The 26,160-nt window shown below is 64.8% G+C and carries 23 protein-coding genes and 1 pseudogene; 11 read left to right on the forward strand and 13 right to left on the reverse strand.

Annotated elements, in window-relative coordinates; all coding sequences use genetic code 11:
- Positions 1-73 precede the first annotated feature (73 nt).
- From ACFU5F_RS04145 to ACFU5F_RS04160, 4 genes are all read left to right on the forward strand, one after another.
- On the forward strand, positions 74-2,101 hold the full coding sequence (locus ACFU5F_RS04145; protein WP_383881636.1) for a branched-chain amino acid ABC transporter permease: 2,028 nt from the start codon (positions 74-76) through the stop codon (positions 2,099-2,101).
- Positions 2,098-2,913, forward strand: a complete 816-nt coding sequence (locus ACFU5F_RS04150) for an ABC transporter ATP-binding protein (RefSeq protein ID WP_383881639.1) — start codon at positions 2,098-2,100, stop codon at positions 2,911-2,913. The genes ACFU5F_RS04145 and ACFU5F_RS04150 overlap by 4 nt, the downstream gene beginning before the upstream one ends.
- Positions 2,910-3,623 carry an ABC transporter ATP-binding protein gene (locus ACFU5F_RS04155; RefSeq protein ID WP_383881642.1) on the forward strand — a complete coding sequence of 238 codons (714 nt, stop codon included), beginning with the start codon at positions 2,910-2,912 and terminating at the stop codon, positions 3,621-3,623. The genes ACFU5F_RS04150 and ACFU5F_RS04155 overlap by 4 nt, the downstream gene beginning before the upstream one ends.
- 136 nt (positions 3,624-3,759) lie before the next feature.
- Positions 3,760-4,638 carry an alpha/beta hydrolase gene (locus tag ACFU5F_RS04160; RefSeq protein WP_383881645.1) on the forward strand — a complete coding sequence of 293 codons (879 nt, stop codon included), beginning with the start codon at positions 3,760-3,762 and terminating at the stop codon, positions 4,636-4,638.
- A 16-nt stretch (positions 4,639-4,654) separates the two neighbouring features.
- On the opposite strand, the gene ACFU5F_RS04165 is transcribed toward ACFU5F_RS04160, so the two are convergent.
- Positions 4,655-4,879, reverse strand: coding sequence for a hypothetical protein (locus ACFU5F_RS04165; protein ID WP_383881647.1), 225 nt, complete (start codon positions 4,877-4,879; stop codon positions 4,655-4,657).
- Between the two features lie 125 nt (positions 4,880-5,004).
- On the opposite strand from ACFU5F_RS04165, the pseudogene ACFU5F_RS04170 reads away from it, so the two are divergent.
- From ACFU5F_RS04170 to ACFU5F_RS04185, 4 genes and pseudogenes are all read left to right on the forward strand, one after another.
- A pseudogene (locus tag ACFU5F_RS04170) lies at positions 5,005-5,360 on the forward strand (DUF418 domain-containing protein); the annotation flags it as partial.
- Between the two features lie 226 nt (positions 5,361-5,586).
- Positions 5,587-5,841 carry a type II toxin-antitoxin system VapB family antitoxin gene (locus ACFU5F_RS04175; protein WP_383881650.1) on the forward strand — a complete coding sequence of 85 codons (255 nt, stop codon included), beginning with the start codon at positions 5,587-5,589 and terminating at the stop codon, positions 5,839-5,841.
- On the forward strand, positions 5,842-6,255 hold the full coding sequence (locus tag ACFU5F_RS04180) for a PIN domain nuclease (protein ID WP_328482038.1): 414 nt from the start codon (positions 5,842-5,844) through the stop codon (positions 6,253-6,255).
- Between the two features lie 1,187 nt (positions 6,256-7,442).
- A complete protein-coding gene (locus ACFU5F_RS04185) occupies positions 7,443-8,495 on the forward strand; it encodes a hypothetical protein (protein WP_383881653.1) in 1,053 nt (350 codons plus the stop codon).
- 287 nt (positions 8,496-8,782) lie between these two features.
- Here the strand turns inward: ACFU5F_RS04185 and ACFU5F_RS04190 are convergent, their stop codons facing one another.
- On the reverse strand, positions 8,783-9,739 hold the full coding sequence (locus ACFU5F_RS04190) for an HNH endonuclease (protein WP_383882063.1): 957 nt from the start codon (positions 9,737-9,739) through the stop codon (positions 8,783-8,785).
- Positions 9,739-11,451 (reverse strand): hypothetical protein, encoded by a 1,713-nt coding sequence (locus ACFU5F_RS04195; protein ID WP_383869660.1) that lies wholly within the window; start codon positions 11,449-11,451, stop codon positions 9,739-9,741. Before ACFU5F_RS04195 ends, ACFU5F_RS04190 begins: the two co-directional genes overlap by 1 nt.
- A 339-nt stretch (positions 11,452-11,790) precedes the next feature.
- On the opposite strand from ACFU5F_RS04195, the gene ACFU5F_RS04200 reads away from it, so the two are divergent.
- Positions 11,791-12,324 (forward strand): hypothetical protein, encoded by a 534-nt coding sequence (locus ACFU5F_RS04200; protein WP_383881656.1) that lies wholly within the window; start codon positions 11,791-11,793, stop codon positions 12,322-12,324.
- 457 nt (positions 12,325-12,781) lie between these two features.
- Entirely contained in the window at positions 12,782-14,521 is a 1,740-nt protein-coding gene (locus tag ACFU5F_RS04205) for an ATP-binding protein (protein ID WP_383869653.1), read from the forward strand.
- 78 nt (positions 14,522-14,599) lie between these two features.
- Here the strand turns inward: ACFU5F_RS04205 and dndE are convergent, their stop codons facing one another.
- Genes dndE through dndB form a run of 4 tightly spaced genes read right to left on the reverse strand, consistent with a single transcriptional unit; the run spans position 14,600 to position 19,586 of the window.
- Positions 14,600-14,977 (reverse strand): DNA sulfur modification protein DndE, encoded by a 378-nt coding sequence (dndE, locus tag ACFU5F_RS04210; RefSeq protein ID WP_383869650.1) that lies wholly within the window; start codon positions 14,975-14,977, stop codon positions 14,600-14,602.
- Positions 14,967-16,961, reverse strand: a complete 1,995-nt coding sequence (gene dndD, locus ACFU5F_RS04215; RefSeq protein ID WP_383869648.1) for a DNA sulfur modification protein DndD — start codon at positions 16,959-16,961, stop codon at positions 14,967-14,969. Before dndD ends, dndE begins: the two co-directional genes overlap by 11 nt.
- A complete protein-coding gene (gene dndC, locus ACFU5F_RS04220; RefSeq protein WP_383869646.1) occupies positions 16,948-18,459 on the reverse strand; it encodes a DNA phosphorothioation system sulfurtransferase DndC in 1,512 nt (503 codons plus the stop codon). Before dndC ends, dndD begins: the two co-directional genes overlap by 14 nt.
- The gene (gene dndB, locus ACFU5F_RS04225) at positions 18,456-19,586 is read right to left on the reverse strand and encodes a DNA sulfur modification protein DndB (RefSeq protein ID WP_383869643.1); all 1,131 of its coding nucleotides are present in this window, start codon (positions 19,584-19,586) and stop codon (positions 18,456-18,458) included. Before dndB ends, dndC begins: the two co-directional genes overlap by 4 nt.
- 77 nt (positions 19,587-19,663) lie before the next feature.
- On the opposite strand from dndB, the gene dndA reads away from it, so the two are divergent.
- The gene (gene dndA, locus ACFU5F_RS04230; protein ID WP_383881662.1) at positions 19,664-20,806 is read left to right on the forward strand and encodes a cysteine desulfurase DndA; all 1,143 of its coding nucleotides are present in this window, start codon (positions 19,664-19,666) and stop codon (positions 20,804-20,806) included.
- A gap of 4 nt (positions 20,807-20,810) precedes the next feature.
- On the opposite strand, the gene ACFU5F_RS04235 is transcribed toward dndA, so the two are convergent.
- From ACFU5F_RS04235 to ACFU5F_RS04260, 6 genes are all read right to left on the reverse strand, one after another.
- The gene (locus ACFU5F_RS04235) at positions 20,811-22,250 is read right to left on the reverse strand and encodes a DNA phosphorothioation-associated putative methyltransferase (RefSeq protein ID WP_383869671.1); all 1,440 of its coding nucleotides are present in this window, start codon (positions 22,248-22,250) and stop codon (positions 20,811-20,813) included.
- A 219-nt stretch (positions 22,251-22,469) separates the two neighbouring features.
- Positions 22,470-22,841 carry a hypothetical protein gene (locus ACFU5F_RS04240; protein WP_383869639.1) on the reverse strand — a complete coding sequence of 124 codons (372 nt, stop codon included), beginning with the start codon at positions 22,839-22,841 and terminating at the stop codon, positions 22,470-22,472.
- Between the two features lie 198 nt (positions 22,842-23,039).
- Positions 23,040-23,858, reverse strand: coding sequence for a hypothetical protein (locus ACFU5F_RS04245; protein ID WP_383869636.1), 819 nt, complete (start codon positions 23,856-23,858; stop codon positions 23,040-23,042).
- 66 nt (positions 23,859-23,924) lie between these two features.
- Positions 23,925-24,113 (reverse strand): DUF4314 domain-containing protein, encoded by a 189-nt coding sequence (locus ACFU5F_RS04250; RefSeq protein WP_383869634.1) that lies wholly within the window; start codon positions 24,111-24,113, stop codon positions 23,925-23,927.
- Between the two features lie 304 nt (positions 24,114-24,417).
- A complete protein-coding gene (locus tag ACFU5F_RS04255; RefSeq protein ID WP_383881667.1) occupies positions 24,418-25,479 on the reverse strand; it encodes an N-6 DNA methylase in 1,062 nt (353 codons plus the stop codon).
- Positions 25,480-25,557: 78 nt separating this feature from the next.
- Complete coding sequence (locus tag ACFU5F_RS04260) at positions 25,558-26,154, reverse strand: hypothetical protein (protein ID WP_383881670.1); 597 nt, start codon at positions 26,152-26,154, stop codon at positions 25,558-25,560.
- Positions 26,155-26,160: the final 6 nt, after the last annotated feature.

Below are 26,160 nucleotides of genomic sequence, written 5' to 3' on the forward strand. Positions count from 1 at the left end.
TTGCGGCCCTCGCAGGACGCAGCCTCAGCAGCGCGGACTCGCGGACCTGCGGACTCATGACAGGAGTCATGAATTGGAACAGATCCTGCTCTTCGCCGTCCTCGGCCTCGGCCAGGGGGCACTGATCGCCGGCATCGCGCTCGGCGTGGTGGTCACCTACCGGGGCTCGGGCATCATCAACCTGTCCACCGGCGCGGTCGCCATGGCCTCGGCCTATGCCTTCTGGGCCCTGACCACCGGTTTCTTCGGGTTCACCCTGCCCGTGGGACCCGCTCTCGCCGGGGCGCTCGCAGTCGCGTCGGCCGTCGGAGTCCTGACAGAGGTGGCGGTCTTCAAGCCGCTGCGCACCGTCTCGCCCCTGGCCAAGCTCGCGGCCTCCCTCGGCATCCTGCTCACCCTGCAGGCCACCGTGCTCCTGGTCTTCGGGGTGCAGCCGCAGCAGGCACCGAGCATCCTTCCGACCGGCACCGTCACCATGCTGGGCATCACCACACCCTCCGACCGCTTCGTCCTGGCCGGACTGGTCGTCGTGATCGCCCTGGTCCTCGGGGCCCTGTACCGGTGGAGCCGCTTCGGCCTGGCCACCCGCGCGGCCTCGGAGAACGAACAGGCCGCTCTTCTGGCAGGCCTGTCACCCAACAGCGTCTCGATGGCCAACACGCTCCTGGCCGCCCTGGTCGCCGGGCTCCTCGGTGTCCTGGCCGCGCCCATCGTCCAGGTCGACTCCATGACGCTTCCCCTGCAGGTGGTCCCGGCCCTGGCCGCCGCCCTCTTCGCCGGGTTCACCTCGCTGTGGATCGCCTGCACCGCGGGCATCCTCATCGGAGTGCTCCAGTCGATCGTGTACTACCTGTCCACGCAGAGCTGGTTCCCGACCGACAACGGCAACGCCATGCCCGGCCTCCAGCAGCTCCTCGTCTTCGCCCTGATGGTCGTCGCCCTGTACGTGCGGGGTGCCGGTCTGCCGCGCCGCGGTGAACTCGTCGAACAGCGGCTGCCCGCGGTGCCCTTGCCGGAGCGGCTGCTGCGTCCCGCTCTGATATCCGCCACGGTCGCCGCCGTCGCACTGGTGGTGCTCCCCTTCGACTTCCGCCAGGCGCTCACGAACTCGTTGATCGGCATGGTCATCGTCCTGTCCTACGTCGTCATCACCGGCTACGTGGGACAGATCTCCGTGATGCAGCTCGCGCTCTCCGGAACCGCGGGATTCGTCCTCTCCCACCTCTCGGTCGGGTGGGGGATCCCGTTCCCGTTCTCCGCCATCGGCGCGATGGTGCTGGCCACCCTGCTCGGAGTGGCCGCGGGCGTCTCGGCCCTGCGGGTGCGGGGGGTGAGCCTGGCCGTCGTCACCCTGGCCGCTGCTCTGGCCATGGAACAGGCGCTGTTCAACAACACCTCGTTCGGCGGAACGGCCGGAGTGTCCGTACCCCCGCCGCGCTTGTTCGGGATCGACCTCGGCCCGAAAGCGGACTTCCGCGGCCTGGACGGCAACGAACCCAGCCCCATGTTCGGCTTCCTCGTCCTGACCGTCACCGTCGCCCTCGGACTGTACGTCGCCCATCTCAGGCGCACCGGACTCGGCCGGCGGATGCTCGCCGTCCGCTCCAACGAGCGCGCCGCCGCGGCAGCCGGTGTCGACGTGCGGGCCGTGAAGATCGCCGCGTTCACGATCAGTTCCTTCATCGCCAGCGCCGCCGGCACCCTCTATGGCTACAACTTCGGTTCGGTCAGCGCCGCCCGGTTCACCGCACTGGCCGCCCTCGGCCTGATCGGTTTCGCCTACATCGGCGGCATCACCATGGTGTCCGGAGCCGTGATCGCGGGGCTGATGTCCACCGAAGCGCTGCTGCCCCACGCGCTGGACAAGTGGTTCGGGATCAAGGGGACGTGGGCCCTGCTCTTCGGCGGCGTCTCCCTGATCGTGACGCTGATCGCCAACCCCGACGGCATCGCGGGCGCCGCCCACCGCCGGAGGACGGCGAAGAGGGCGAGACGCGCGTCGGCCACGACCGGACCACCGGCCGACCACGCGTCGGCCGTCGGCTCCCCGGAGATCCACCTCGGCCGTACCACTGCCGACGCCAAGGAGGTCGCACCGTGAACGTTCTCTCGGTCCAGCAGTTGGGCGTCAGCTACGGCGGCGTCCACGCACTCAGCGATGTCTCCCTGGAGGTCGGCGAGGGCCGACTCGTGGGGCTCATCGGCCCCAACGGGGCCGGCAAGACCACCTTCGTGGACGCGGTCACCGGCCTCGTCGGCGCCCGGGGAAAGGTGGAACTGGACGGCAAGGACCTGACGGGACGGCCGCCCCATGTACGAGCCCGCCGAGGACTCGCCCGCACCTTCCAGAGCAGCGAACTCTTCGAAGACCTCACGGTCGCGGAGAACCTCCAGGTCACGGCGGACCCTTCGACATGGTGGACCACGCTCGGCGAGACCTTCGGCCGCCGCCCGTCCCCGAACCTCGCTGTCCCTCAGGCCCTCGCGGCCCTGGGACTCGAGGACCTGGCCGACGCCTCGGCACACGAACTGTCCCAGGGCAGACGCAAACTCGTCGGCGTGGCACGGGCCTTGGCAGCCCGCCCCCGCATCATCTGTCTCGACGAACCCGCGGCCGGCCTGGACACGACGGAGAGCGCCGAACTCGGACGCAGACTGCGCGCGGTCGCCGAGGCCGGAACGGCGCTGCTCCTCATCGACCACGACATGAGCCTCGTGATGGGTATCTGCGACCACGTCGTCGTCCTGGAGTTCGGCAAGGTGATCGCCTCCGGGACACCGGCACAGGTCCGAACCGACCCCGCCGTCGTGACCGCCTACCTCGGGGCATCCGCCGTCCAGCCTGCCACCGCGTCCGGCACGTCGACCGCCGGCTCCGCCAAGGCCCTCACCAGCACATCGGAGACACCATGAGTACCCCCGTCCTGGAGGTGGCCGGCCTCACTGCCGGATACGACGGAGCCCCCGTCATCCGCGGGATCGACCTCGAAGTGGGCGCGGGAGAGGTCGTCGCCCTCCTCGGGGCCAACGGAGCGGGGAAGACCACCACGCTCAAGACCGTCTCCGCGCTGCTGCGCCCCCTTGCCGGCACGATCACTTTCAACGGAACGGACCTCGGCAGGAGCCCGGCAGCGACCCGCGCCCGCCTCGGCATCGCCCACGTTCCGGAAGGACGAGGCATCTTCTCCGGCCTCACGGTGGCGGAACACCTACGCCTCGGTCACCGGGGCGAGCGCCTCGACCATGCGGCCGCCCAGCGATACTTCCCCGCCCTGTCCCGCCTCCAGGACCGCAAGGCAGGACTGCTCTCCGGCGGCGAGCAGCAGATGCTCGCCATGGGACGGGCCCTGGCCCGCAGCCCCAAGCTGCTCCTGCTCGACGAGCTCAGCCTCGGTCTGGCACCCCTCATCGTCGAGGAGTTGCTGCCCATCGTCAGGCGCTATGCCGACGACACCGGCTGCGGGGTGCTGCTCGTCGAACAGCACGTCGGCCTCGCCCTCGACATGGCCGACCGCGGCTACGTCCTCTCCCACGGCGAGATCACCGCGCACGCCGCGGCCCGGGAACTCCGGGCCGACCAGTCCCGGATCATCGCCGGCTACCTCGGCGAGCAGCACGTCTGACCCGGGCGGCCGCGACCGTCGTACACGCCAACCACCGTGAGCCTGAACCGCTCGGGCCGGCCCACCCCGTACAACTCGGCCCGTACAACTCGGCCGGACGCTCAGGGCTGCCCGCGTACCCAAGACAAGGAACCCGATGTTCACCTTCGAAAGCGAAGACGGCGTCCAGATCCACGTGCACGAGTGGAGGCAGAAGACCCCCCCGCGAGCCGTCGTCCAGATCGCCCACGGCATGGGAGAGCACGCCGGCCGTTATGCCCCACTCGCGGCAGCACTGACCGCTGAGGGCTACGCCGTCTATGCCAACGATCACCGCGGACACGGACTGAGCAGGCACGCCGAGCCCGGTCATCTCGGGGACGACGGCTGGAACCGACTCGTCAGTGACATGGTCACCCTGTCGGAGACCGTCCGCGAGCAGCACCCCGGCCTGCCCCTGGTGCTGCTCGGACACAGCCTCGGTTCCTTCGCCGCGCAGCAGTACGTCCTGGGCCACGCCCACCTGATCGACGCACTCGCCCTCGCCGGTACTACCGCGGTCGACGTCATGCTCGCGGCACAGGCGCGGGAGGCCGCGGAGGGAGGAGACCCGTTGCTCGCGCTCAACGAGGCGTTCCAGCCCAGCCGCACGCCGTTCGACTGGCTCAGCCGGGACGAACCGGCCGTCGACGCCTACCTCGCCGACCCCATGTGCGGCTTCAGCCTCGACGCCCAGGGCATGGCTGACATCACCATCGCCTCGGCGTCACTTGCCCAGCCCGAGGGCATCCCGGCGGATCTGCCCGTCTGCGTCCTGGTCGGGGATCACGATCCGCTGAACGCCGATCTCGCACTCAGCGACCTGCTTGTCGAACGCTACGGCGAGGCCGGCCTCATCGACGTGACCTGTCTCAGTTATCCCGAAGCCCGCCACGAGCTGTTCCACGAGACCAACAAACAGGAGATCGTCAGCGACCTGCTGGCCTGGCTGAACCGCGTCCTCGCCCGCCCGGCGCTGGAGACAGTGTCCCGCTGAGCCGGCGGGGAGGGGCTCAGGTCGCGGGCCGGCCGTCAGCGGGGCATGACCCTTCCCCGGCTGTTCGCGAGCCTTGGTCGGTCACTGCTTTCCTGGCGAAGCTGCCGGTGTCGATCTCGGTGAGGATGCCGAGCTTGACGGAGCGTTGCAGCTTGGCGCGGGTGCCTTCGATGTTCCTGGGCAGCAGTTCGCGGTCGAGGGCTTCGCAGGCATCACGGGCCCGCAGCGGACCGGTTCTCATTGAGGACAGCGGATGGGGGTAGCGGTCGGACGAGGCGGGCTGGGCGGGAAGCCTGTACGAGTAGATTCCGCCCGTGCCCGGCCCGGTCGCTGAGCCCCATTTTCCGGCCTCGTCGCTCTTTCACGGCCGGGCCGCACAGCGGCACCACGTTCGACATCATCGGCAGCGTGGGAGTGGCGATCCTCATGATCGTGGGCGCGACGGTGGCGATGGACCGCCTCCCGCGACTGAGCCGCCTGGCCAAACCGGTCGTCGCCGTGGGCACCATGTCCCTGACCGCCTACGTGGGCCACTTCGTCGTACAGTCCTGGTTGTCCGAGCTCGGGGTCGGGCGGGGCCCGGCACCGAGCAGTGCTGGGTGCCGCTGCTCATGTTCGTCCTCGGGGCGATCGTGTTCGCCGCGATCTGGTCCCGCTTCTTCCGCCGCGGGCCCCTGGAGTACCTGCTCAACGCCGCCACCAAGCCGGCGAAGTACATCCGATGGGGCCCGACCGGGGTGGGACCCCTCCACGCCCCACCCCGGCGGACGGCTCACAGACGTCGGCAGCGGATTGACCTTCCAACCGGCTGAGGCTCGCCCCGCTGTCGAGGGGGCCTCAATAGCAGTTTTGACAGGCCAGGACATCTGCTGCCTTCCCACGACGGACCTATATACAAAAGATCTTGTACCTTGGTATACTCCGGTTGATATACACAGGAGGGCACCCATGAGTCGCACCGTGATCGACCTCGACGACGAGGCCTTGGAAGAAGCGGCCAAGGAACTCGGCACCACCACCAAGCGCGAGACCATCAACACCGCCCTGCGGGAAGTCACGGCCCGTTACCGGCGTCTGCGCGCGCTCGACGAAGCCCGCGAGCTGGTGACCGACGGTGCGCTCGACATGGAACTCCTCCTGGACAAGAGCAAGTACCGGCCCACGAGCACAGCCGACGCCGCCTCCGACACCCGGAGCGCATGAGTGACCGTCGCCGACTACCTCATCGACACCTCCGCGCTCGCCCGCGTCCTGCTCCGCCAGAACACGGCCGACTGGGATGACAGGATCGGCGCCGGCCTCGTCGCGATCTGCGACATCACCGAACTCGAGGTCCTCTACTCAGCCCGTTCGGCCGCAGACCGTACGCGTGTGAAGGCGGCGCTCGACGCCCACTACGTCTGGTGCCCCATGCCGGACGGCGTCTACCGCCGCTCCCGCGTCGTCCAGGAACAGCTGACCGCCAAGGGTGAGCACCGCAGCGCGGGCCCCGTCGACCTCCTCGTGGCTGCCGCCGCCGAGGAAGCGGGGCTCACACTGCTCCACTGCGACCACGACTTCGACACCATCGCCCGCACCACGGGACAGCCGGTCCGCACGATCGACCTCAGGCAGTAGAGCCTCCACAGCCGCACAGTCGGCGATGAGGAACGGGGTGGCCCGTGGCAACGGCCTGCGAGGACTCAATCGAAGCCCGGGCCTTGAGCTCTTCCCCCACCACGCTGTGGCGCATTAACGCAGGTCAGCGCAATGCCTACCGCCACCCGTCGCTCGCCGTCGAACTCGCGAGCAGCAGATTCGGTCCGCTGAGCGGTAGTTGACGCTCCGACACCTCACGAGGAACGTTTCCGCAGGTCAGAGACCTGCTGAAGTGGGGCGGGTGGGACTCGAACCCACGGCCGACGGATTATGAGTCCATTGGGAATCTTGGCGGTCCTTGCCGATCCATGCCGATTCATGGCGTTCTTGCAGGTCAGAAGCGTGCACCTGTGTCGGCCTTGCGCGGTCCTAGTCGGTTGATTCCTGTCCTTGCGGTCCCTCGCTGGTCCCTGCCGCTCCATGAGAGACCTGCCGACACGGAATCCCGGACGTCACTCCAGCTCAGCGGACGCAGTCGAACCATGGCGCAGCGGATTTCACTTCCAACGCGCAGAGGCTCCACCCCGACACTCGGGGCGGAGCTTCTGTGGCCGTTATCAGGCCAGAACATCTACGAACAGACTACAGACCAAAGGCAGTGGACTGCTCCCGGCCACGGCACCGTCGAGCACCGCTGGGCGCGTTTCGGAGCAGCTCTGGCATCCCTGGTCACAGCCAGCCGTCAACCACCGTTGTGCCCCGTCACGATTCATTGTGAACTTGTAACCATGTATCGGTGGGAAGCTCTCAATGATCGCCAACTCACACTACTCAGGCGTATTGCCACCGATGAAGATCCATGTGGACAGGACCCGACCATGCGGCGGTCAACCTACGCTCTACGCGACCGCGGTCTGGTGACGATCAGCCGCCGGCGGGGGGAGTTTCGGACGCAAGTTACCGAGGCCGGTCAGTTCTATCTCGAGCACGGCCATCATCCAGAGCATCCGACACTGGGCGTCTCTTCAGCTGATCAGTCAACAGCGTCGGTGGTCACGGGGACAGCCAGGAGCCAAGTCCGCAAGACAACTTCGGCGACGACCGGTGCGAGTAAGCGAACAGCCCCCCACAAGAAGCCACGGACGCCATACAGTGACCGGCCCATCCCCGTAGCGCGCCGGGCAAAAGCCACCAAGCTCGTGGAGCGGTTGGTTACTGAACGCCACGTGATCATCTCGAAGCCTGACGAGAATGAGATCACCGAATGGCGACGTGTCATCGACTTTGCCAAGCGGCACGGTCTGATTCCGCAGGGCAAGCGCATCGAGAAACAGCGGCTATGGAACGCTGCCCGCGACCTGCAGATCTCGTTAGTAGATGGTCCACATGCCAACTCTGGGCGGACGCCCCTGGAAGACACTCCGCGAGTTCCGGTACCGACGCAGTTGCGCTCACCGCACCGCATCGTGGCCGGGTTGCGAGACAGTGAGCGCCGGCTTCTTATGCCGCCCGCCCTGCGTCGCCGCGCTCTGCTGCTACTCCAGGGGCTCGCTGTGGAGGCTGAACGGCGAAAATACAAGGTGCACCAGCCCTCGGTGCCTGACAGCGATCGCCGTTCAGCGCACTACTACAACGGCAGATACTTCCCAGCGAGCTGTCGGGAGGGGGCTCTGGAGATCGTCATTGGCGGATTCACCTACACCGCCACCATCAAGCAGGAGTTTCCCCAATCCACTGACCCTAATCGCTCTCAGCAGCTCGCTCTGGACATCGGGTATAGCCGATCCAAGCGGCGGCATCAATGGGGCGACCGAAAGCGGTCGAAACTGGAGGACGTCCTCGGGTTTGCTCTCGAGGAACTGGAAATCCGTGCAGTCGAAGATCGACAGCGGCAGTTGGACGAGGAATGCGCGAAAGAACAACGTCGGATCCGCTGGGAAGCAGCCATGGATTCCGCCAAGGAAAAGGCCAATGAGGCTCACCTCGGAACGATTCTCCGCAAGCAAGCAAAACAGTGGCAGGAAGCGCACGCGCTCCGCCAGTACTGCGACGCTCTAGAACGCAGACTCAATGTTGCGACGAGAGAAGATTCCGAGGTCGACTCGGCACGTGCCTGGCTCCGATGGGCACGCGACTACGCCGAGTCTATCGACCCGCTGACGCAGCTACCGACTATGCCGTCTGGGCTGACGTTCGAGGCTGACGATCTCAAGCCCTACCTCAACGGGTGGAGTCCGTACGGGCCGGAGGTTCACCGGTCCGCTTGGGATTCCTTCTGAGGGGCAATCACCTCCAGCTAATGGGGCGAAGCGTCAATTTAGCCACTGCTGGAGACTTGTGCGTACCCGAAACACTTCCAGGCGGTGCGCGCAACGAGAGAGCCTAGGAGCGCGACTGCGCAGCTCATTGCCGCATGAGGATGCCCGTTAAGGGGTACGAGCAGACCGATTTCCTTACAGACTGCGGACCCGCTTTTGGTAGCGGGTGAGGCACGCCGCTCTTCCGCAATCAGCTGTGAATCCTCCCCGTAGGCAGTGGACCTCCCTCCCAGCTCAATCATTTCGGGCTAGTTTGCCAATCCGGCAGCCAAGCGTTTGGGGCCAATCCACCTGTCGAGGTGCCATGGGTCGTGCTGCTCACAGTAAACTGCGACATTGACCGGAGTCAGAGCGCCGCCCTGATTTCTCGGCCCAGCGAAGAGTTCGGCGCCTTCAATCCGTGCCGTGCACCCTGCTGCGAATTCGCAGCGTCTGCGTGTTGCGACCGTGCGTAGAACCCACAGCGGCTGAGGTCGAGTTACAGGGCCTAGTGCCGGATGGGAAAGTATTCCCGCAGACCAGGGAATCGTGTCGTAGATATTCGTGTACCGGTTTTTCACTGAGTTGCACCAGCCGCAAGCGAGACGAAGGTTGTCAACAGCCGTCGCGCCGCCCTCCGCGACAGGGACCACATGGTCCACCTCGACACAAAGCTGAGCGGCACGCATCCCCCGCGGGCGTGTGAAGTCGACCAGCGGAGGAGCAGGCGGCATTTCCGTAGCCCCTACAAGAAATCTGTCCCGTGCGTGATCACCAAACTGATAGCCACAGAGGTAGCAGCGCGGTTCCGGTTGCGCCACGGCCCACAGTTCCTCACGCAGGGCCAAGCCTATCGCGGAACGCTTGCGCCCTCTTCTGGCGGTTACTAGCTGCCAAGCAAATCTCGTTAGCACCCGCGCGTACTTTTGTCGCTCGTCCAGAGGGACTTGCGGGCTCACGGAATTGAAGTAGGCGAGTATGGGTACGTGTAGGTGCCCAATGCTGAGTTCGGTGTTCAGCTCGTATGGCGCTAGGTCCACCAGACTCTCGATGAACCATCTCCCCCACATCGTTGACAGGTCTCCGCGCAGAAGCCAGCCATGATTTCCGGACACGACCTCTGGCACGGTGTGTTTCGAGAGGGATTTCAGAGCCTCGTCCGACCAGTTACTGTCCAAGGCGTTTTTGATCTCGGCGAAGAAGTCGCCGACCTCCTGCGGTTGCATCACGCCCCAGTGGTGGGGTTGTATTCGCCCTCCTTGGGCAGGGACTCAGGGTTTTTCCGGTACTCGTTCCAGAGACGGGCCCAAGTTCTGCGGATGAGTGGCGTGTCTTTCTTCTCAACCTTCCAGTTCCGGTTGAAGTAGGCAGTATTCACGCCTTCGAGCCAGTCCTCCATGGTGGAGTCCACATCTGCGACGCTGTGCAGAGTTTTTTTCTGCATACGCAGGAATTCGAAGTAGTCGGCCGCCAAGATCGTGAGGCTGACCTTATTGTAGAGGTTACTGCGGGTCGTGCCCCAGGCATTGGATGCCTCGGGGTCGTCAGCTCCGAACTTTTCCCGGATGTTCGAGTAGAACCTGATGAAGACTTCCCGCCACGGCCCATCCGGACGGGCCCACTCCGCCAACTTCTCTTCGTGGGTGTCAAAGGCCGCAACGAAGGCGCTGTCGTCGAGGTGGTTCTTACCCCAGACTCGTGCCCAGTCGGTCTTCTGCCCGTAGATCTTGCCTCCAGAGAGCTCGCGGAAGACTCCCACGAGCCCCTTGAGGACTGGCCACTGCAGCGAGGTGGTTCGGTCTCCGGTGGCGCCCGTGATGCCCGTCTGTACAAAGTTCTTGAACGGGCTCTCCTCCGCGCGCGTGAGGTAGGCGATGGCCTGAGAGTCGTCGAGCTTGATGCCGGCGTTCTTGAGCCGTTGCGCGACGGGCTCCAGTTCGTCCTTACTCAAACTGGTGGACACGATCGTTCCCAGCAGTGCCTTGCCCATCGGGGTGGCCTTCTGGTTCACCACTACAAACTGGAAGACGTGCTCGCTCGGGCTCGGGTCCAACAGGAGGGAAACGGGCAGACGCCGGGCGTGGAGTGCGATGAACTCCGCCTTGGCCTCTGCTGGGTCTTTCCCGCTCTCCGCCGCTTCGAGCAAAAACGCTTCGCCCTCCCCGCCCTTCGCGAAGGTCTGGGCTGCCAACACAGCGCCCTTCAGGCGATGCTGACCGTCGACAAGCATGATCGGCTTGAGGTAACTGATCATCGCGTTGCGGTCGAAGCCGAGGATCCTCTGGGGCTTCACGTCCGGGTCCAGGGCTTCGAGGACCTTGATGCGGCCCTTCAACTCGGTGTAGAAGTCGATCAGGTGGGTTTCATCGGTGAGCAGTACGCTGGCGGCGTCGGCGTCGTCACCGTTCCCGCCGTTCTCTTCTGCTCCGTCTTCGTCCTCATCGTCCTCATCCACTACGACGTCGAGCCCGTGTTCCTTGCGCCCCCTGTCCATGATCGACGAGAGGCGCTCCTGGTCTAGCGGCGCGTCCTTGAGGTCGGGGACCCTGGACTCGAGACCGGCTACAACCTGGTTCATCAGCTCCAGCAGCGAGGTGTCGCTGAAGTCCTCGCTCACGATCTCGATCGTGCCGAAGTCGGGGTTTCCGTCGAGCGCCTTGAAGGTCACGGAGGTCGCGCTCTGGGGTGCCGCCAGGAGCGGGTTCTGCACGATGTTGCGTTCGTCGTGGTAAAAGCTCGACAGTTCCCGGATACGGGTCTTGTTCTCCTGCCGTTGGAAGCCGATCGTCTCCTCGTCGTCGAGACGGCTGCGCTGAGGTACCCCGACCCACTGGTCGATCTGCGTAGCCGGCGCCGCGAAGAAGACCAGCGGCTTGCCTGACGGCGTCTGCTGCGTGATGTGTGCTGGGTACGTGTAGGTGATCGACTTCGCATTCACGCAGGGGCCTCCAGAGCGGCATGATCCAAGATGCGCCCAACGCTACCTGGTGGGAACAGCAGTGAGGCAGCCTTCGAGCACGTTTCACTACCTCGTGCAGTCCGGCCTGCGCTGATACCGATCGGACGAGTAACTCCGCGGCATGCGTGAGGGGTTGTGCCGCAAACCTGTCCCCTAAGAGATGTGAGCCTTCTGCCACGGACTGTCGGTGGCGGGCTCTACAGTTTAGAAACCTGCTCATGCCGAAGTCGACCGCATGGCGACGACGGCCAAAGGGCGAGCGGGTCACAACTGAGTGGGTCCGGCCTACAGCAGCCGGGCACCCGGGAAGGGGCTTTGATGCTCCAGCTCAACGACGTGCGCTTTGAGACGATGCGCCGTCTGCACGAGAGGAACAAGAAGAGGGCGTGGGACAGCGAGTTCCTCGACGTCATCGACACCGCGCTGAATCTCACTCTCGGCCACAAGCGTGCAGCCGAGACCCCTGATCTTCTGTGCCGGAACGTCATCAGGGACGCACGTCGCACCATCCGCCGCTCGCAGGCCACCGCCCGTCAGAATGCCGCCTGTCGGCCCCTTCCTGACGCTGCCCGTCGCCGCGTGTGCACCACCGCTGCAGACGGCGCGCTGGCGGCTGAGATGGTCACCCATGACACCCCTGAGGCACGGGTCATCGCCGCAGAAATGCTGCAGGAGCTGCGAGGCTTTGCCTCCACGCTCGGGGCTCATGGCCTTGCTTGCCTCCAGGGCATGCTCGACACGATGACCGTCTCCGACTCCGCGAAGCAGACGGGGGTGTCCGTGGCGACCGTTGAGCGAACCCGGCGTGCGCTGCGGGAACACGCGAAGACCCTGATCAGCGCCACGGCGTGACCGGGCGCCCTCAGGGGGTTTCAGTAAGTCTCGGTGAGCCGTACGAGGGCAACGGAAGCGTTGCCCTCCGGTTCACCCGGAGCATCGTGAACCTGCAGATCCCCGCAGGAACGATCGGCGCATACCTCCTTCTGCGTCACGAGCAGGGGCAAACCACACCCCTGTACGTCGGCCGATCGGACACCTGCCTCCGCCGACGGCTCACCCGCCATCCACTCCGCGGCCGTGCCACGCACTTTGTAGCTGCACCGACCGCCAACTGCCAACAGGCCTACTCCATTGAGTCCGCCTGGTACCACCGGTGCCTCTCTACGAGCACCCCGATCACGAACCAGATCCATCCCGCAAGCCCCACAGGAACGGGCCGACGCTGCCCCTTCTGCCCCGAAACCGAAATCGAGCGCGCGCTGCGCCGGGCTCTTCCCTCACCCAGCACCCCGCAGACCAGGAGATCACCATGAACGATATCGTCGAGGGCGCCATCCCGGTCGTCCTCTCCGGCCAGGCCCTGCTCAGCCTCCGTGAGTCCGGCCACAACTTCCCCTCCGCAGTGGGCGAAGTGATCGACAACAGCATTGAGGCCCGCGCGAACCACATCCAGATTCTGACCGAGGAGTTCATGAAGGGTCGCAAGAAGGCGATCAGTCAGATCTCCTTCATCGATGACGGCGAGGGCATGGACGACAAGACCCTCCACCACTACTTGCAACTCGGCTTCTCCACGCGCTTCATGTCCGACAAGACGATCGGCAAGTTCGGCGTCGGAGCCAAGCTCGCCGGCCTCAGCGTGGGCACCTGCATCGAGGCGTGGTCGCGTGTGTCGGGCAGCGACGCGATCAGGCATGTGAAGTTCGACCTGGACGACGCCCTTGAGGCAGAGAAGCGGGGCGAGAAAATCGGCATCAACCCGCCGGATGACGAGCCCCTGCCAGCCCATCTGGTGCCGTACTTCCCGGAAGGCACGGGCACGCTCGTTCTGTGGTCGAAGATCGACCGGGTTTCCGATGGGCATGGCCGAAGCACGCCGGACCACATCCGCAACGAGATGAACAAGGAACTGTCCCGGATCTTCCGTGACTTCCTCTGCGGCGGCATCAAGATCACGGTCGATCACACGGACCTCGTGCCGCACGACCCGACCTTCCTGCGCAAGGGCACCTGGGTGGACCAGGTCCTGACCGAGGAAGTGGCCCGCAGCGAGGGCACGCCGCGGAAGGCGGGGACGGAGGCCACTCACTTTCCCGGCCAGGTCTTCTTCAATGGCGATGTGAAGGTGCAGGGAACCACTCACAAGATTCGGGTCGTCATCACCCTTGCCCCGCGTGAGGTGCTGCGGGCCAAGGGGCTGGGTGGTGACGCCCTGGCCAAGAAGCTGCGGCTGCCTGAGAACGAAGGCGCAATCAGCTTCATGCGGCTGGACCGCGAGATCAGCTATACCCCTGTCGCGCGTCTCTTTCCCGAGGGGATCCTGACGCCGGACAGGTTCATCGGATTCGAGGTGTACTTCACCCCCGAGCTTGACCGCCTGATGGGCGTCCGCAACGTGAAGCGCGGAGCGGTCCCTGCGGATGAACTTCGCAAGACTCTGCGCGACTTGGCTCGCACCGTCATCCCCAAGGCGCGTGAAGAGCTCCACCGCGTGTGGGGCGAAGACGACCGGAAGGAGGCAGTGAAGTCCGGCGAACACGCCCCCCTCGCCAAGGCGGTGAAGGACGTAGATCGCACGATGCCCAAGGGCCGGGTCAAGGCCGTACCCACGCCCGCCGAGCGCGACAGGGAGTACGCCGACCTTGCGCAGGACGCGGGTCGGAACTCGACCGAAGAGGAGGAGGCCGCGTACGTCCAGGAGATCAAGGACCTGCCGTTCGTGATCGAGACTGTCAGCTTCCCCGGCGATCAGCTCATCGAGCTCACCCACCTCGGGGATCAGACGATCATCCGGCTGAACCAGCGGCATGCCTTCTACCGGGAGATGTACGAGCCGCTCCACGCGCTGTCCAAGGACGCCAGCACGGCGAGCGCGCCGTCCCTGCAGTCAACTGCTCGTCGCGCGATCGAAGCGATCACACTGCTGCTCGTCGCCTACGCCAAGGCCGAGTCGATGCACGACACCCCGAATGATCAGTACGGGCAGCTGAGGAAGCAGTGGGGCGGCTTCGCGGAGCTCTACCTCAACAAGATCAAGGACGTTCTCTGAGCGTCAGGTAGTCGACTAGCTGATGCAGATGCCCCGGTGGAGACGATCAACGTCGTCTCCACCGGGGCATCTTGCAAATCAGGCCACAGCCAACTTGACGAAGTCGCTGATGCTCTTGAGCTCCCGTCGGCCATGAAGGTAGCCAACGCCGCGGTGGATGTGAACGATGAGCGTTCGGGACACGGCTTCGTCGGACGGTTCTTCACCATCGGCGATGCATCGCTGCTTGAGCAGCGCGAGGTAGATGTCACCGTAGGAGCCTGCGAAGGTCCGCCAGCTCATCTCCACGTTGGAATCGGTGACGATTTCCTTGACGAGCGGTGTCGAATCATCTTGCAGAGAGAGCGCAAGCGCCCAACGGCACAGGACGTTCCAATGAGCGATTCCTGTATTGCGCTTGAGCCACACAAGTTGATCTCTAGCCGTCTGCGAGAGGCGGATGGTCTCAAGCGACATGCGCTGCTCCTGCGGTCCACCAGTAACCGGGTTCAACGGTGGTGGTGAACGTCTTGTCGTCGTGAACGAGGGTGTAGGTGTGGGCGAGGTACGGCTTCAGGCGGCCCAGAAGGTTCTCATCGATCTCCTCGTCCGTGGACAGGAGCAAGACCTGGCGACCAGCTTGAGGGAAGTAGCGGTCGACGAGGTGCTGACGGTGCCGGCTGTCCAGACGCCCGAGAGGAGTGTCGATAATGCTCGGCAGTCGGTTACCCGCGGACGTAGCAAGGCCCCAGAGGAGAGAGACGGCCAGGAGTTGCCTCTCGCCGGCGCTCAGCCTCCCGGGGTCTACGGGTTCGCCCTCGGAGTCGGTCAGCTGGAGTGTGAACTTGTCTGTGTCGATCCGGATGTCACGGATGAGGCCCTGCTTCCGCATGAGCTTGTTGAAGCTCTTGAGGACTGCGACTTCCACGCTCTTGATATGCCGGGCCAGAAGTACAGCGCCGAACTTCTCAAGAGTGTGGCGAGCCTTGTCGGAGTACTTGTCGACTCGCTTAAGTACCTCTGACTGCCACTCAACTTCGGTACGGCCGCGCTGTGCCCTCTTCAACTCGGCAGCGAGGCGTGCCTCACGGCTAGTCGCCTCTGCAACGAGGGCTTCCCCACGCTGCACCTGGGCTTGCGCGACCGCGACTTTGTCCATCGCCGCCTTGCGCTGGACCATGAGGTGCTCGATGAGTTGCTCTTCGGGGACAGCGCCGAGTTGCTGATCTGCCGATTCCAGTCGCTCAGCGATATCAGCGGCTTCTCGCAGCAGGTCACGGGCTCGGGCGGAGTCGCTGACAAGGGCCTGATCCAGTGCCGACAACTGCATCAGGGCGTCGTGCGGAAGACCCAGCGCCTGGTCGAGATCGGCTGCAGCTGCCCGCTTCCGGCGATCATTCATCAACTTCTTCTTGAGGGCCGTGCGGGCGGCGGCTGGCAGCGACTCGGTGAGCTGCTGGATGAGCCACTCGTCTCGCTCCTCGAGAACGCCGACGACACGAGAGGCATCGTCAGCTTCCCGCTCCAACCGCGCCTGCTCCTTGACGCCAGCGAGTTGTTTCTGGAGCAGCAGGAGCGGCAAGGGCCCTTCTGCCACGGCGACTAGCGCCTTGTCCGTCGCCTTAGCCAGCTCATCAATGCGGGCACGCTCGGCTTCGAGTTCCTTTCTCTGTTCGAAGGCCTTACCGCCGGCCCGCGCAAAGTCTTGCTCGGCCGTGCGCAGATCCTTCTTGCACACGTCGAGTTGCGAAGTGAAGCCTGCCAACTTCTGGGCACTGTCCGAGACGACCTGGCTGGCCTGGGCCAGCTCCTGTTGCAGCGAGTGGATCTTATCGAGGAACTCTTGCTGTTGCCCGGAAAGTTGCTGCCGATTCTGGAGAGCTTTGAGGTCGTTTCGGAGACGTTCCACCGTGCCAACGCCCATCAGCGACTGGACGGCCGACTCAATCACCTTGGCGGCCCGCTCCGGATCTGCAAGCTGCTCTACTCGTTCTCCGTCAAAGAAGAACAGCGAGGCAACGTCGATAGGGAGGATGGTCTCGACATGGTCAGGCCAGCTCTCCGTTACTGTACGACTGAACTGTCCGTCCACCTTGACGGTGAGGAATTCCTTGAGCGTCTTACTTCCGGTGAAGTACCAGTTCCTGACCACCTTGTAGTGGCGTTCTTCCGCCTCCACGCTGATGGTGAACTCCAGAGTGATGGCGGCTCCGGAGGATCGGTCAGCCTTCCGATTGATGCACTGCTCGAGATAGTCGTTGTAGCCGCGGGTTCCGCGTCCGCTGCACTCTGCCTTTGGGCCGTAGAGAACCAGTTGGATGGCGTCAAGGAGTGTGGTCTTGCCGCAGCCATTCAAGCCGCCGATCAGGACGATTGGCCGCCCCGGCTGCGTGCGCAAGTCCAACTGCTGCTCGCCTTGGTATGCGCCAAAATCTTGCAGGGTGATCTTATGCAGTAGCATCGTTCGTCTTTTCGTCCAGCGTCATGGCCTGAGGCTCAGGGTCGTTCAGAGTGCCGTTCTCGCGAAGTTCCCTCTTCCGCATGGCGAAGTCGAGTGCGTCGTCCGCGTTCTCGTAGAACCCCTTCTTGACCACCGCCTCAAGAGACTCGAAGAGCCCCTTGCGGCGTGCCTTGGTCCGATACTGCCGCTCAACAGCCAGCAACTCTCGGATCATGTTGAAGTGGATCTCGTCGTCTCCGCAGACTTCCCGCAGTAGGCCAATCTCGTCAGCACGGATGACAAGCTGTTCATCCAGAGGCGCACCCGGGAACGGCTCGCCTGTGGCTGCCTCGTAGATGCGGGGCAGCGAGTCCTCGACCTCATGCTTCTCGAAGACCCAGAGGCGGCGGATCTCGTGTAGTTCTTCCATCGTGATCAGCTCGATATTGCTCATGTCGGCCGGTGCGTTCTTCCGCACGTGCGCCTGAGCATCGAGCAACTTACGCAGCCACGCCTCACGCGCGCTCTGGGTGTACGGCCCCGGAATGACTCGGTCGTTGAACAGGTCGACCCGACCGTTCATCCGCCGGAAGTCGCGGGTGTCCTTTTCCTTCGAGACATCGTCGAGCTCGTTACGGAGGGCAAGGAGCGGTCGCATCCACTTCTTCTCCCCGTCGTTCTGGATCATGGCAGTCATCGACTTGTCTTGATCCACAAGGGTGCAGGTCCAGCAGCCGAAGCGGCTGTCGCCACAAGACGGCGTGGTGTCGTCAACGACCAAAGGGCACTCTGAATCGCTGGAGGCCCCCTGGTACATGGTCAGCAAGTCCTTGTTCTTGTGTCCCCAAGGGTTGGACTGCTGCATGAGGAACATCCAGACCTCGTCGTTGGTCCATGCCTCGACGGGGCTGTAGACAAGCGAGTTGGGCAGGTTGCCGTTCGGCGAGAGACGGTCCCGTACGCGGCCCTTCTCGTGCTTGGCCATGGCTCGTGCGCGTGCCTGGCTCTCGGCCTTGCGGATGCCGAGTACGAGGATGGCTTCACCGTGCCGGCGGACCACGTTGCGAATGAACTTATTGGACGGCTTGATCTTCATCCGCTCCGTGCACCAGCGGAACTTCGGGCGAGGGGCCGGGTAGCCGCGACCGATCAGGTTCACCCAGAAGGTGTCTTCGACCTTCGGGATGAGCCGATGCGGTTCGATCGGGAGGCTCTGCTCTTCGGCAGCCTTGCGCATAGTGTCGAGCGACTGGCTGACCCACGCAGCAACCACCGGGTTCTCAACCAGCGTGTCCGTACTGATGACGTGAACCGGCTTGGTGCGCTGCTCAACTGGCAGGCCCTTCAGAGCGAGCCAGACGAGCTGGAGCACCGCGGTGGAGTCTTTGCCACCGCTGTATCCGATGACCCAGGGCACCTCGTCCGCGGTGTAGAGCTCGCGGATCTCCTCCGTCAGCTCGTTCACGACTTCGGAGAGGGTCCTCCCCTGGAACGGGGCGGACCGTGTCGGGGTGCTCATGCGTCTCCTCGCAGGTAGGCGTCTTCTACACGCTGCTCTTCGGGGCTCAGCCGGAGCTTCATGTGCTGACGGAGATAGTTCACGGTCAAAGTCAGGTTCTGGTGACTCTTCGACACACGTCCGCCAATGAGCGCGCGCCCCTCCCAGTCGGAGTTGGTCCGTGTCCAGTCCACCGACCGCAACCGGACGAGCTTCGGCTTCCACACCTTGGGAGCATCCGAGCTTCGCAGAAGGGTGTTGCCGATCCGACCGATGGCATGAAGGGCGATGCCATGGCTGTGGAGGTAGTCGCGGCGTACCTCGGAGGCTGCCAGCTCGCGACGACGCACCATGTCCCACTCTGGGATGACTTCGTCGACCGCTTCCCAATACTCTTCGGCCAGCTCCTGCGCTTTCTCCTTCTTGATCTCCAGTCCTTGGAGGAGGGACTGAGTCGCGTAGTAGACAGAGCTGAGCGTGAAGAGCTTCCGGGACCGCTGAGAGAGGGTGCTGTTCTCCATCTCTACGTGCCCCTTGAACGTGGGGCACTTCATGGCCAGGAGCCGAGCGATGATCGCCAAGTCGTCGCGGTGGTCGTAGAGCACTCCGATGGAGCGTGGCGGCCGCACGGCATGTCGGTTGAGGTCGGCGAACATCTGCTGGCACCGAGCGAGCCCCGAGTCGTGGAAGAACACCACGGCGATGGTTTCCTCGCCGAGGTCGGGGTTCTCCTTGAGGGCAGCCTCGATGGCTGCCCGGCGGTGCTGTCCGTCGTTGATGAGGAAGCGGGCAGCCATCGGGATGCGGATCTTGCCGGCGCGCATTCCAACCCCGGTGTCGGAGATGCTCTCGAACTGCATGTCGCCATCTACGGAGGCGGTGAGCGCACTGAAGACGTAATCGTCCGGATTGTCCACGATGTACCGGGTAAGGGCTGGGAGGCGCCCCTTGTTCAAGACTCGTTGAGCCCGGACTTCAGGCGCCAGCTCATCTTCGTCGAAGAGGAAGATCTTCGGGATGAGGCGGAGCGGACACATGGACACGTAGAACTCGCGTCCCGCCTGGATGCCCCGGATGGCTGGAAAGATGTACTCAAAGCCGGAGGACGTGGCGGTGTCAACGAGTTGCGAAGATGACGGTGATCCCACCTACGCAACGGTATCGTACGTCAGGTATAAGACGTACAGGGTGTGCTGGATTAACGCACAGAGGTGTGGTGGGGCTAGTGGTGACGTATCTCGATGCGGCAGCGACGACGCGTGTCGACCCGCGTGTGGCGGAGGTCGTCCTGCACTGGATGACCGAAGACTTCGGGAACGCAGGGAGTCGAACGCACGAGTACGGCAGCCGTGCGAAGCGCGGCGTGCAGCAGTCGCGCCAGTATCTGGCCAGCACTTTCGGCGCCGAACCAGATGAGTTGATCTTCACGAGTGGTGCTACTGAGAGCAACAACATCGCGCTGCTCGGTCTTGCTCCCCACGGCGCGCAGAGTGGCCAGCGTCACATCATCACTTCGGCGATTGAACACAAGGCGGTCATCGAGCCGTTGGAGCACCTGCAGTCTCGCGGCTTCGAGGTGGATTTCATCGAGCCGGGTTTGTCCGGGCGTGTCTCTGTAGACGCGGTGTTGGAACGGCTGCGCCCGGACACCCTCCTCGTCTCGCTCATGCACGTCAACAACGAGACAGGCGTCGTCCAGCCGGTGGTCGAGCTCGCTGAGCGGCTCCGCGACACCCCGACGTACCTCCATGTGGATGCGGCCCAGGGGTACGGGAAGCTGTCACAGGACCTCACCGCGCCGATCGACTTGATCAGTGTCAGTGGCCACAAGATCGGCGCTCCCAAGGGGGTCGGGATGCTGGTGGCCCGGCATCAGGGCTGGGATGAGCTGCCTCTCCAGCCGATCATGTTCGGTGGTGGTCAAGAGCGGGGGCTGAGGCCAGGAACGTTGCCTGTGCCCTTGATCATGGGGCTGGCCGAGGCGGCGCGGATCTTCCAGAAAGAACACGCGCAGTGGAACAAGAGCGCGGCGGAACTCCGTAGCCGTCTCCTGGACGCGCTTGCGAAGACTCGGTTCCGCATCAACGGCGACCAGGATCATGTGGTCCCGCACATTCTCAACCTGTCATTCGACGGCGTGGACGCCGAGGCTCTCATCGTCCTCCTGAAGGAACAGGTTGCCGTAGCGACCGGCTCCGCGTGCACGAGCGCCTCTTATACGCCCAGCCACGTTCTAACCGCCATGGGCCTGCCGGAAGAGTCGGCATCAAACGGTCTCCGGCTGTCCTGGTTCCCAGACCAAGCATCAGACCTGGATGTCGATGCGTTGGCGGCCTTGGTCGCGCACATGCAGTCCGACGCTTCGTGATCGGTCAGTCTGTCGGGCGGCGCACCAACCGGTGACCACGGAGTGCGCGCCCGCAGCGGACCAGTTCAGCCTCCCAGCCATTCTCCGTGCCGATGAGGTGAGGGTGCTCGTACAGACCTGCCTTCGCCTCCGCTGCCGTGAGCCGCTTGTACCGATCGGCATCCGGATCATCTGCAGCCAGGAACTCGTGCTTGCGGTGGAGTAGAGGCCGGTTCAAGGAGTCCGCGTATGAGGTGAAGGACGTCTCCAGCGTCTTCAGGTCCACGTGGTAGGAGGACAGCGTCCGTGGATGTGGGTCGGTGTCAAAGTCCGGGTAGTCCAGCCAGCTCACCGCCCGGCCCTGGTGACGAAGCTTGGCCAGGGTCCATTCCTGCGGGCGGCCGGCGGCAATCGAGGCGCAGTGCTCGTAGAGGCGCAGCACTGTGGGCATCCGCTCGAGGGCTCGCTGGTGGACGTAGAGAGCGGTCGGGGTCAGCTTTCCCACCGCGGAGGCGCTCATAGCTCCGCGGATGTACGTGTCGTCACGCAGCTTGAGCAGGAGCCGGTCGGATCGCTGGCAGGCTTCCTTGTAGGAGGAGAAGAAGGTACGGACGTCGAGTTGGACGCTCAGTGGGAGACTACTGAAGGGGCCGCGGCCGTTGAAGAGTTCGACGGCAAGGAAGAGCAGGGTGTTGAGCGTGGTTCGCTTTCCGCCTTCCTCGACCTTGCTGGAGTCGGCAGAGTCCCGTGCGAGCCGACGCACTTCGTTGGGGCGCAGGTGGCTGAGCAACTCGGACATCGGCTCGGGAACTTCTTCGATGCGGGGCAGCCGCCCGCGACGTTCGACGTAATCAACGACCGATGCGATCGCTGAGGTCGTGTCCTCAGATGCAAGCCACTCCGCATCAGGAACGATCCGTCGAGCAAGGTAACTGAGCCGTGCTCTCTCATCTTTGAAGGCATAAACAATGCCTGGTGCTGCGGAGACTGTCCGTACGCCCGTCACTTGTTCGACGTACGCTCGCAGCTCGTTTGCCCCGAAGAGGTGTTGGAACGTCTGTCGGCTGGTGAGCAGGCCGTCACCAAATGCCTCTCCCCTGACCTTCGACTTCTCCCAGGTCAGTCGTGCGGAGGCGACGAGGACGGTACCGGCGAGGTCCCATGCCTCCTTGAGTGTTTTGCGGCGCTCTTGCAAGTCTTCGATGACGTTGAGGACGTAAGTGAGGAGCACGACGTCCGCTGGCTCCAGCCTCGTGTCGGCTTGATAGAACGGATCCCAGCCGACTGCTTGGCAATCCAGCTGCTGGAGAGCGCGCACATCGCCCCCACGGCCACAGCCGTAGTCAAGAACGGTGAGCCCGGGACGCACCTGCTTATCAACCACGGCCTGTCGCGCCGGGACGGAGAGATTTGCTCTGCTGATCGCGGTCAGTCTGCGATCGCTGCTCCATGTCCGCTGCACCATGATCACGCCCTCACACAACCGAACGACAAGCGGAGGGTAGCGGCGGAAGCCTCCGCGATAGGCACGAAGGGAAAACGCCGACCGAACTAATTGGGTTCTGTCGGCCCACGGCCTACCACGAAGCGCCTCCGCCCGCTGTTGTCGATCACGGTTAGCGTTTGGCTTTCGACGTACCCGGGACGGCTACTGTGGCGGCCGTCCCGGGCGCGGATCCTCTGGCTAGTGGCGGTTACAAACCCAGGACCTTGGCTCTCCCTGAGCGACAAGGTCGAGGTCTGTCATAGCGTCCGTGTCGCACAGCTGGCACGTGACCTGGATGGTACGCGGCATGTACATGGGGTGTACGGCCTCGTCAACGTGCAACGTGAACTGGGCCGTCTTGTCGGTGGAAGTGATGATCAACCGTGAGCTCAGTTCCGGATGGGGCGCAATGGCCGCAATCTTCAACTGCTCGTTGGGGTTATCTGGGAGTGCGAAGACGTCACCTCGGCGGAGGCGAGCTGCTGTGACCAGGGACGGCAGGCTGACGGTGACGAGGAAGCCGTTGGACTGACGGGGGTTGGGAATCGGCGGGTTGGAGGCGGCGCTCATGGCTGATCTTTCATGTCTGGTGTGGGCTCTCAAGGCGGCTGACTGCGGCGGCCTCGGAGGCGAGACCTCGCGGACTTTGACGGCGTCGTGGAGCAAGTCGGTCATTGCGCACTGGGCATCAGTGGCCACTGCCTCTCGAGCTCATGGCGGATGGCGCTCGGGGAAGGGCGCGACGTATGGCCGCGCCCCTCGATCGAGTCACGACGTTGACTCGGTGGCGCTGGCCGTCGTGCGGTGCTTCGGATTTCGCTTGCGGGGACGACGGCTGGTGGCGGGGTTCGGCTCTGAAACGGGCTGGTCAGTCGTGTCGTTGCGGTTGCTGGTGTCGTCGGACGTCGGTTCTGGGGCGGCTTCGGGCTCGGTCTGCGGTTCGGGGCTCGGAGCCTCCTCGAATGCCTGCTTCAGCACCGCCGGCTCATCGGCCGGCGCCTCTTCGCCGCCCCCGGCCGGCTCCGGGTAGACGTGCGACTCAGCCTTGGCGTTGGGCTCGACGCCTTCCTGCGGGGGCGGCTCGACCTTGATCTCGTGGTCATGGCCGTGATCATCGACGACTGACGGGGCTTCCCGTTCGGCGGTCGCTGCGGCGAGGGCGTTGTCGAAGAGGTCTATCCACGGCCGGTGGCCGACGTAGCGGGGTTTGTATTCGAAGGCGGGGAGAAGGGTGTCTTCGAGGGTGCGCAGGATGATGCGTTCGGGGTCCTCATCCGCCTCGGTGACGAGGGTGGTCGACTGGTTGTAGCGGTGCCCCTCAGGAAGGCGCGCAGCGACGTGCGCTTCGTGGAGGGCCTGGTCGGCCAGGGTGGCGCCCTCGGGGAGCGGAGAGACGGCGCTGCCGGTGATCCAGAGTTGGACGGTGGTGCCGCCGAAGATGGGGCGGAAGCTGATGCCTCGTCCGTCGCTGTAGACGAGGTGGGCTGCGCCGTCGGCGGGCGCTGCGGTGTCGATCGCCCAGTCGCCGCCGAGGCTTTGGGCGAGGTTGGCCGCGGCTTCTCGGACTGCGGCGTCGGTAATGAGCATGTGTCGTTCTCCAAGAGGTCTGCGGGTGAAGCGGGGCCCGCCCCTGCCGGGGCGGGCCCGGTGTAGCTACGCGGGACGTACTTCGTCGCCGTCGTCGAGGAGCATCGAGAGGGTGGAGCCGCTGTCCCAGTTCACCGAGAGGATGGAGAGGTTGGCGTCGAACCGGTGGACGGTGCCTTCGTCGTCGAGCTTGAGGTCGGTGTGCGAGTCGGTGGTGTGTACGAGGGCGATGCGGTCGCCCTTCTTGTAGGTCATCTGCGCTCCAGTCGTGATGTGTTGTGGAAGTCGTGGTGGGCCGCCGGCTGGCCCCGCCGAGTGACGGGGCCGTTGGTGGCCGCCTGCTAGGAGTCGTGGTCGCATGCCTCGGTAGGGCAGGCTCCGCAGTCGAAGCAGTGGTCGCAGGCGCATGCGCCGCAGCCCGGCTCCGGGCACCGGACGTCGTGGCTGCGGCAGTACGGGAATGTGAACGGTGGCTCTTCCATGACTCCCCTCCCCTTCCGGTTCTATTCTATATGCATTCAAGGGAGAGTTCAAGATCGCCTAAGAAGATTTCCGCAGGTCAGGCCGCTACATCGCGTACCAGAGCTTCGACCTTCTGGATGGCCGCGAGGAAGACGGCCTGCGAGTGCAGTCGATCGCGCCGTTCGAGGGACTCCAATGCCTCCCGAGCGGCTCTGGCGGGCACGTTGCCTTCGTGCAGGGTGTCGCCGCACCTGATGAGTACGTGCGGGCCGAGGTCCCAGAGGATCGCGTTGACGGCGGCGCCCGCTGCCGCGAGGGGGTCGATGTCCGTCAGCGACCATCCGAACTGGTGCGGGTCGATGCCGCGTTCGCGCATGACCTGTACGGCGGCGCGGTACATGCCACCGGTTCCGCCGGCGGGCTCATCGAACTTCATGCCGGGCTCAAGCGGCATATCGTCGAGCAGCATCCTGGCCATCAGGTAGGCGACGTCCGGCGGCGTGTGTATCTCCGCGAGTGCATCGTGAGCGCCCTCGGAGCGCATGACGGCGAGCAGGGTTCCGATCACGTCGGTGGTGGAGCGGAGATCGGGGTCATCGCTTGCGGTCAGGTGCAGGAGCCCGTTGGTGAGCGCGGCCTCGACGACGGCTCGTACGGCAGCGGCTCGCCGAGCGTCGGGCTTATCGTCGTCGACCCACTTGTGGAGGGGTGTGGCTCGGTCGATGAGGTCGGGTCGCATGATCCACCAGCGGGCCCAGCACTCGCGGAACGCGGCCAGCAGCTCGGTGTCGTCGAGGCTGAGCCACCAGTCGGCGGCAAGGTGGGCGTCCGGACCGCGCAGGGGCCACAGGGCGAGCGCGGCGACCGTGCCGATGGGGATTTCGATGCTGCTCCCCCCGTGCGCGTGATGCCAGGCGTAGCTGACGGCTTCCGCGATCTCAAACGCGTGCGCGTGCGGGTTGCTCTGCGCCGGGCGGTAGTGACCCAGCTTGGGCTTGACGACCGCCAGGGAAGGGCGAGGCGCGGCGGCGGGCATGGTCACGGGCGCGGGGGCCGGCGGTAGGTCGGTGAGGTACTTGCGGGTCGGGGCGGCAGGGGTGGGCGGCGCGGGTGGCTGGTCTGGCTCATCAGGGGCTGCGAACAGATCGAGTTGGCTCATGCTGGTCCTCCTGGCTCGTAGGTCTGAGTGCGGCGTCACGTGTCGGCCTGCGGGGGTGCAGGCCGACACGCGTCACCGTCAGGGGGCGTGCTGGATGCGGCGCAGCAGGACGGCGGCTTCCTCGGCGCGTCCGGCGTCGACGAGCGCGGCGTGCTGGAGCAGTTCCGTCAGGTCCTCTGCGGTGAGCTGTGCGAGGACGTCGGTGAGGCTGAGGTGCCGCATGTCTGCGGAGCGGTAGGGGTAGCCGGTCGCGATGGTGAAGACCAGTCCGGGTATGAGCCGGTCGGTGTGCTCGTCGGTGAGGCCGAGTTGGCGGCCGACGCTGTGGATGGCGTCCGGGTCGCCGAGGATGGCGTTCGCCGGTACGGCCTGATGGGCGAGCCTGGTGGTCTCCATCTCCCGGTCGAGATAGGCAGTCCAGGTGAGGCGGGCGTCGACGTCCCGGCCAGCGGCAGTCAAGGTGGCGGCGATGAGCAAGGCCTTGAATCGATCGCTCTTGAGCGCCAGGCCGAGGTATTCGGCGGGCGCGATGCCGGCGTTGACGATCGCGGGGTGGTGGGCCTGGGCGCGGAAGAGGCCGAGGGCGGCGCGCAGCGCGCGAGCGGCGGCGTCCGGGTGAACACCCAGTTCCTCGGCGACGCGGACGGACATGGTGTGCAGAGTGGTCGGACCCATGTGATC

It is taken from the genome of Streptomyces sp. NPDC057438 (assembly GCF_042802995.1).
Taxonomy (GTDB): Bacteria; Actinomycetota; Actinomycetes; order Streptomycetales; family Streptomycetaceae; genus Streptomyces.

What these genes read in the sequence shown, in the direction of transcription:
- ACFU5F_RS04255 (WP_383881667.1), bottom strand. Translation starts at nt 25,479, where the DNA reads ATGAGCCAACTCGATCTGTTCGCAGCCCCTGATGAGCCAGACCAGCCA.
- ACFU5F_RS04160 (WP_383881645.1), top strand. Translation starts at nt 3,760, where the DNA reads ATGTTCACCTTCGAAAGCGAAGACGGCGTCCAGATCCACGTGCACGAG.
- dndD (WP_383869648.1), bottom strand. Translation starts at nt 16,961, where the DNA reads ATGCTACTGCATAAGATCACCCTGCAAGATTTTGGCGCATACCAAGGC.
- ACFU5F_RS04245 (WP_383869636.1), bottom strand. Translation starts at nt 23,858, where the DNA reads ATGCTCATTACCGACGCCGCAGTCCGAGAAGCCGCGGCCAACCTCGCC.
- ACFU5F_RS04260 (WP_383881670.1), bottom strand. Translation starts at nt 26,154, where the DNA reads ATGGGTCCGACCACTCTGCACACCATGTCCGTCCGCGTCGCCGAGGAA.
- ACFU5F_RS04235 (WP_383869671.1), bottom strand. Translation starts at nt 22,250, where the DNA reads ATGGTGCAGCGGACATGGAGCAGCGATCGCAGACTGACCGCGATCAGC.
- ACFU5F_RS04200 (WP_383881656.1), top strand. Translation starts at nt 11,791, where the DNA reads ATGCTCCAGCTCAACGACGTGCGCTTTGAGACGATGCGCCGTCTGCAC.
- dndE (WP_383869650.1), bottom strand. Translation starts at nt 14,977, where the DNA reads ATGTCGCTTGAGACCATCCGCCTCTCGCAGACGGCTAGAGATCAACTT.
- ACFU5F_RS04240 (WP_383869639.1), bottom strand. Translation starts at nt 22,841, where the DNA reads ATGAGCGCCGCCTCCAACCCGCCGATTCCCAACCCCCGTCAGTCCAAC.
- ACFU5F_RS04165 (WP_383881647.1), bottom strand. Translation starts at nt 4,879, where the DNA reads ATGAGAACCGGTCCGCTGCGGGCCCGTGATGCCTGCGAAGCCCTCGAC.
- ACFU5F_RS04250 (WP_383869634.1), bottom strand. Translation starts at nt 24,113, where the DNA reads ATGACCTACAAGAAGGGCGACCGCATCGCCCTCGTACACACCACCGAC.
- ACFU5F_RS04155 (WP_383881642.1), top strand. Translation starts at nt 2,910, where the DNA reads ATGAGTACCCCCGTCCTGGAGGTGGCCGGCCTCACTGCCGGATACGAC.
- ACFU5F_RS04190 (WP_383882063.1), bottom strand. Translation starts at nt 9,739, where the DNA reads ATGCAACCGCAGGAGGTCGGCGACTTCTTCGCCGAGATCAAAAACGCC.
- ACFU5F_RS04205 (WP_383869653.1), top strand. Translation starts at nt 12,782, where the DNA reads ATGAACGATATCGTCGAGGGCGCCATCCCGGTCGTCCTCTCCGGCCAG.
- dndC (WP_383869646.1), bottom strand. Translation starts at nt 18,459, where the DNA reads ATGAGCACCCCGACACGGTCCGCCCCGTTCCAGGGGAGGACCCTCTCC.
- ACFU5F_RS04175 (WP_383881650.1), top strand. Translation starts at nt 5,587, where the DNA reads ATGAGTCGCACCGTGATCGACCTCGACGACGAGGCCTTGGAAGAAGCG.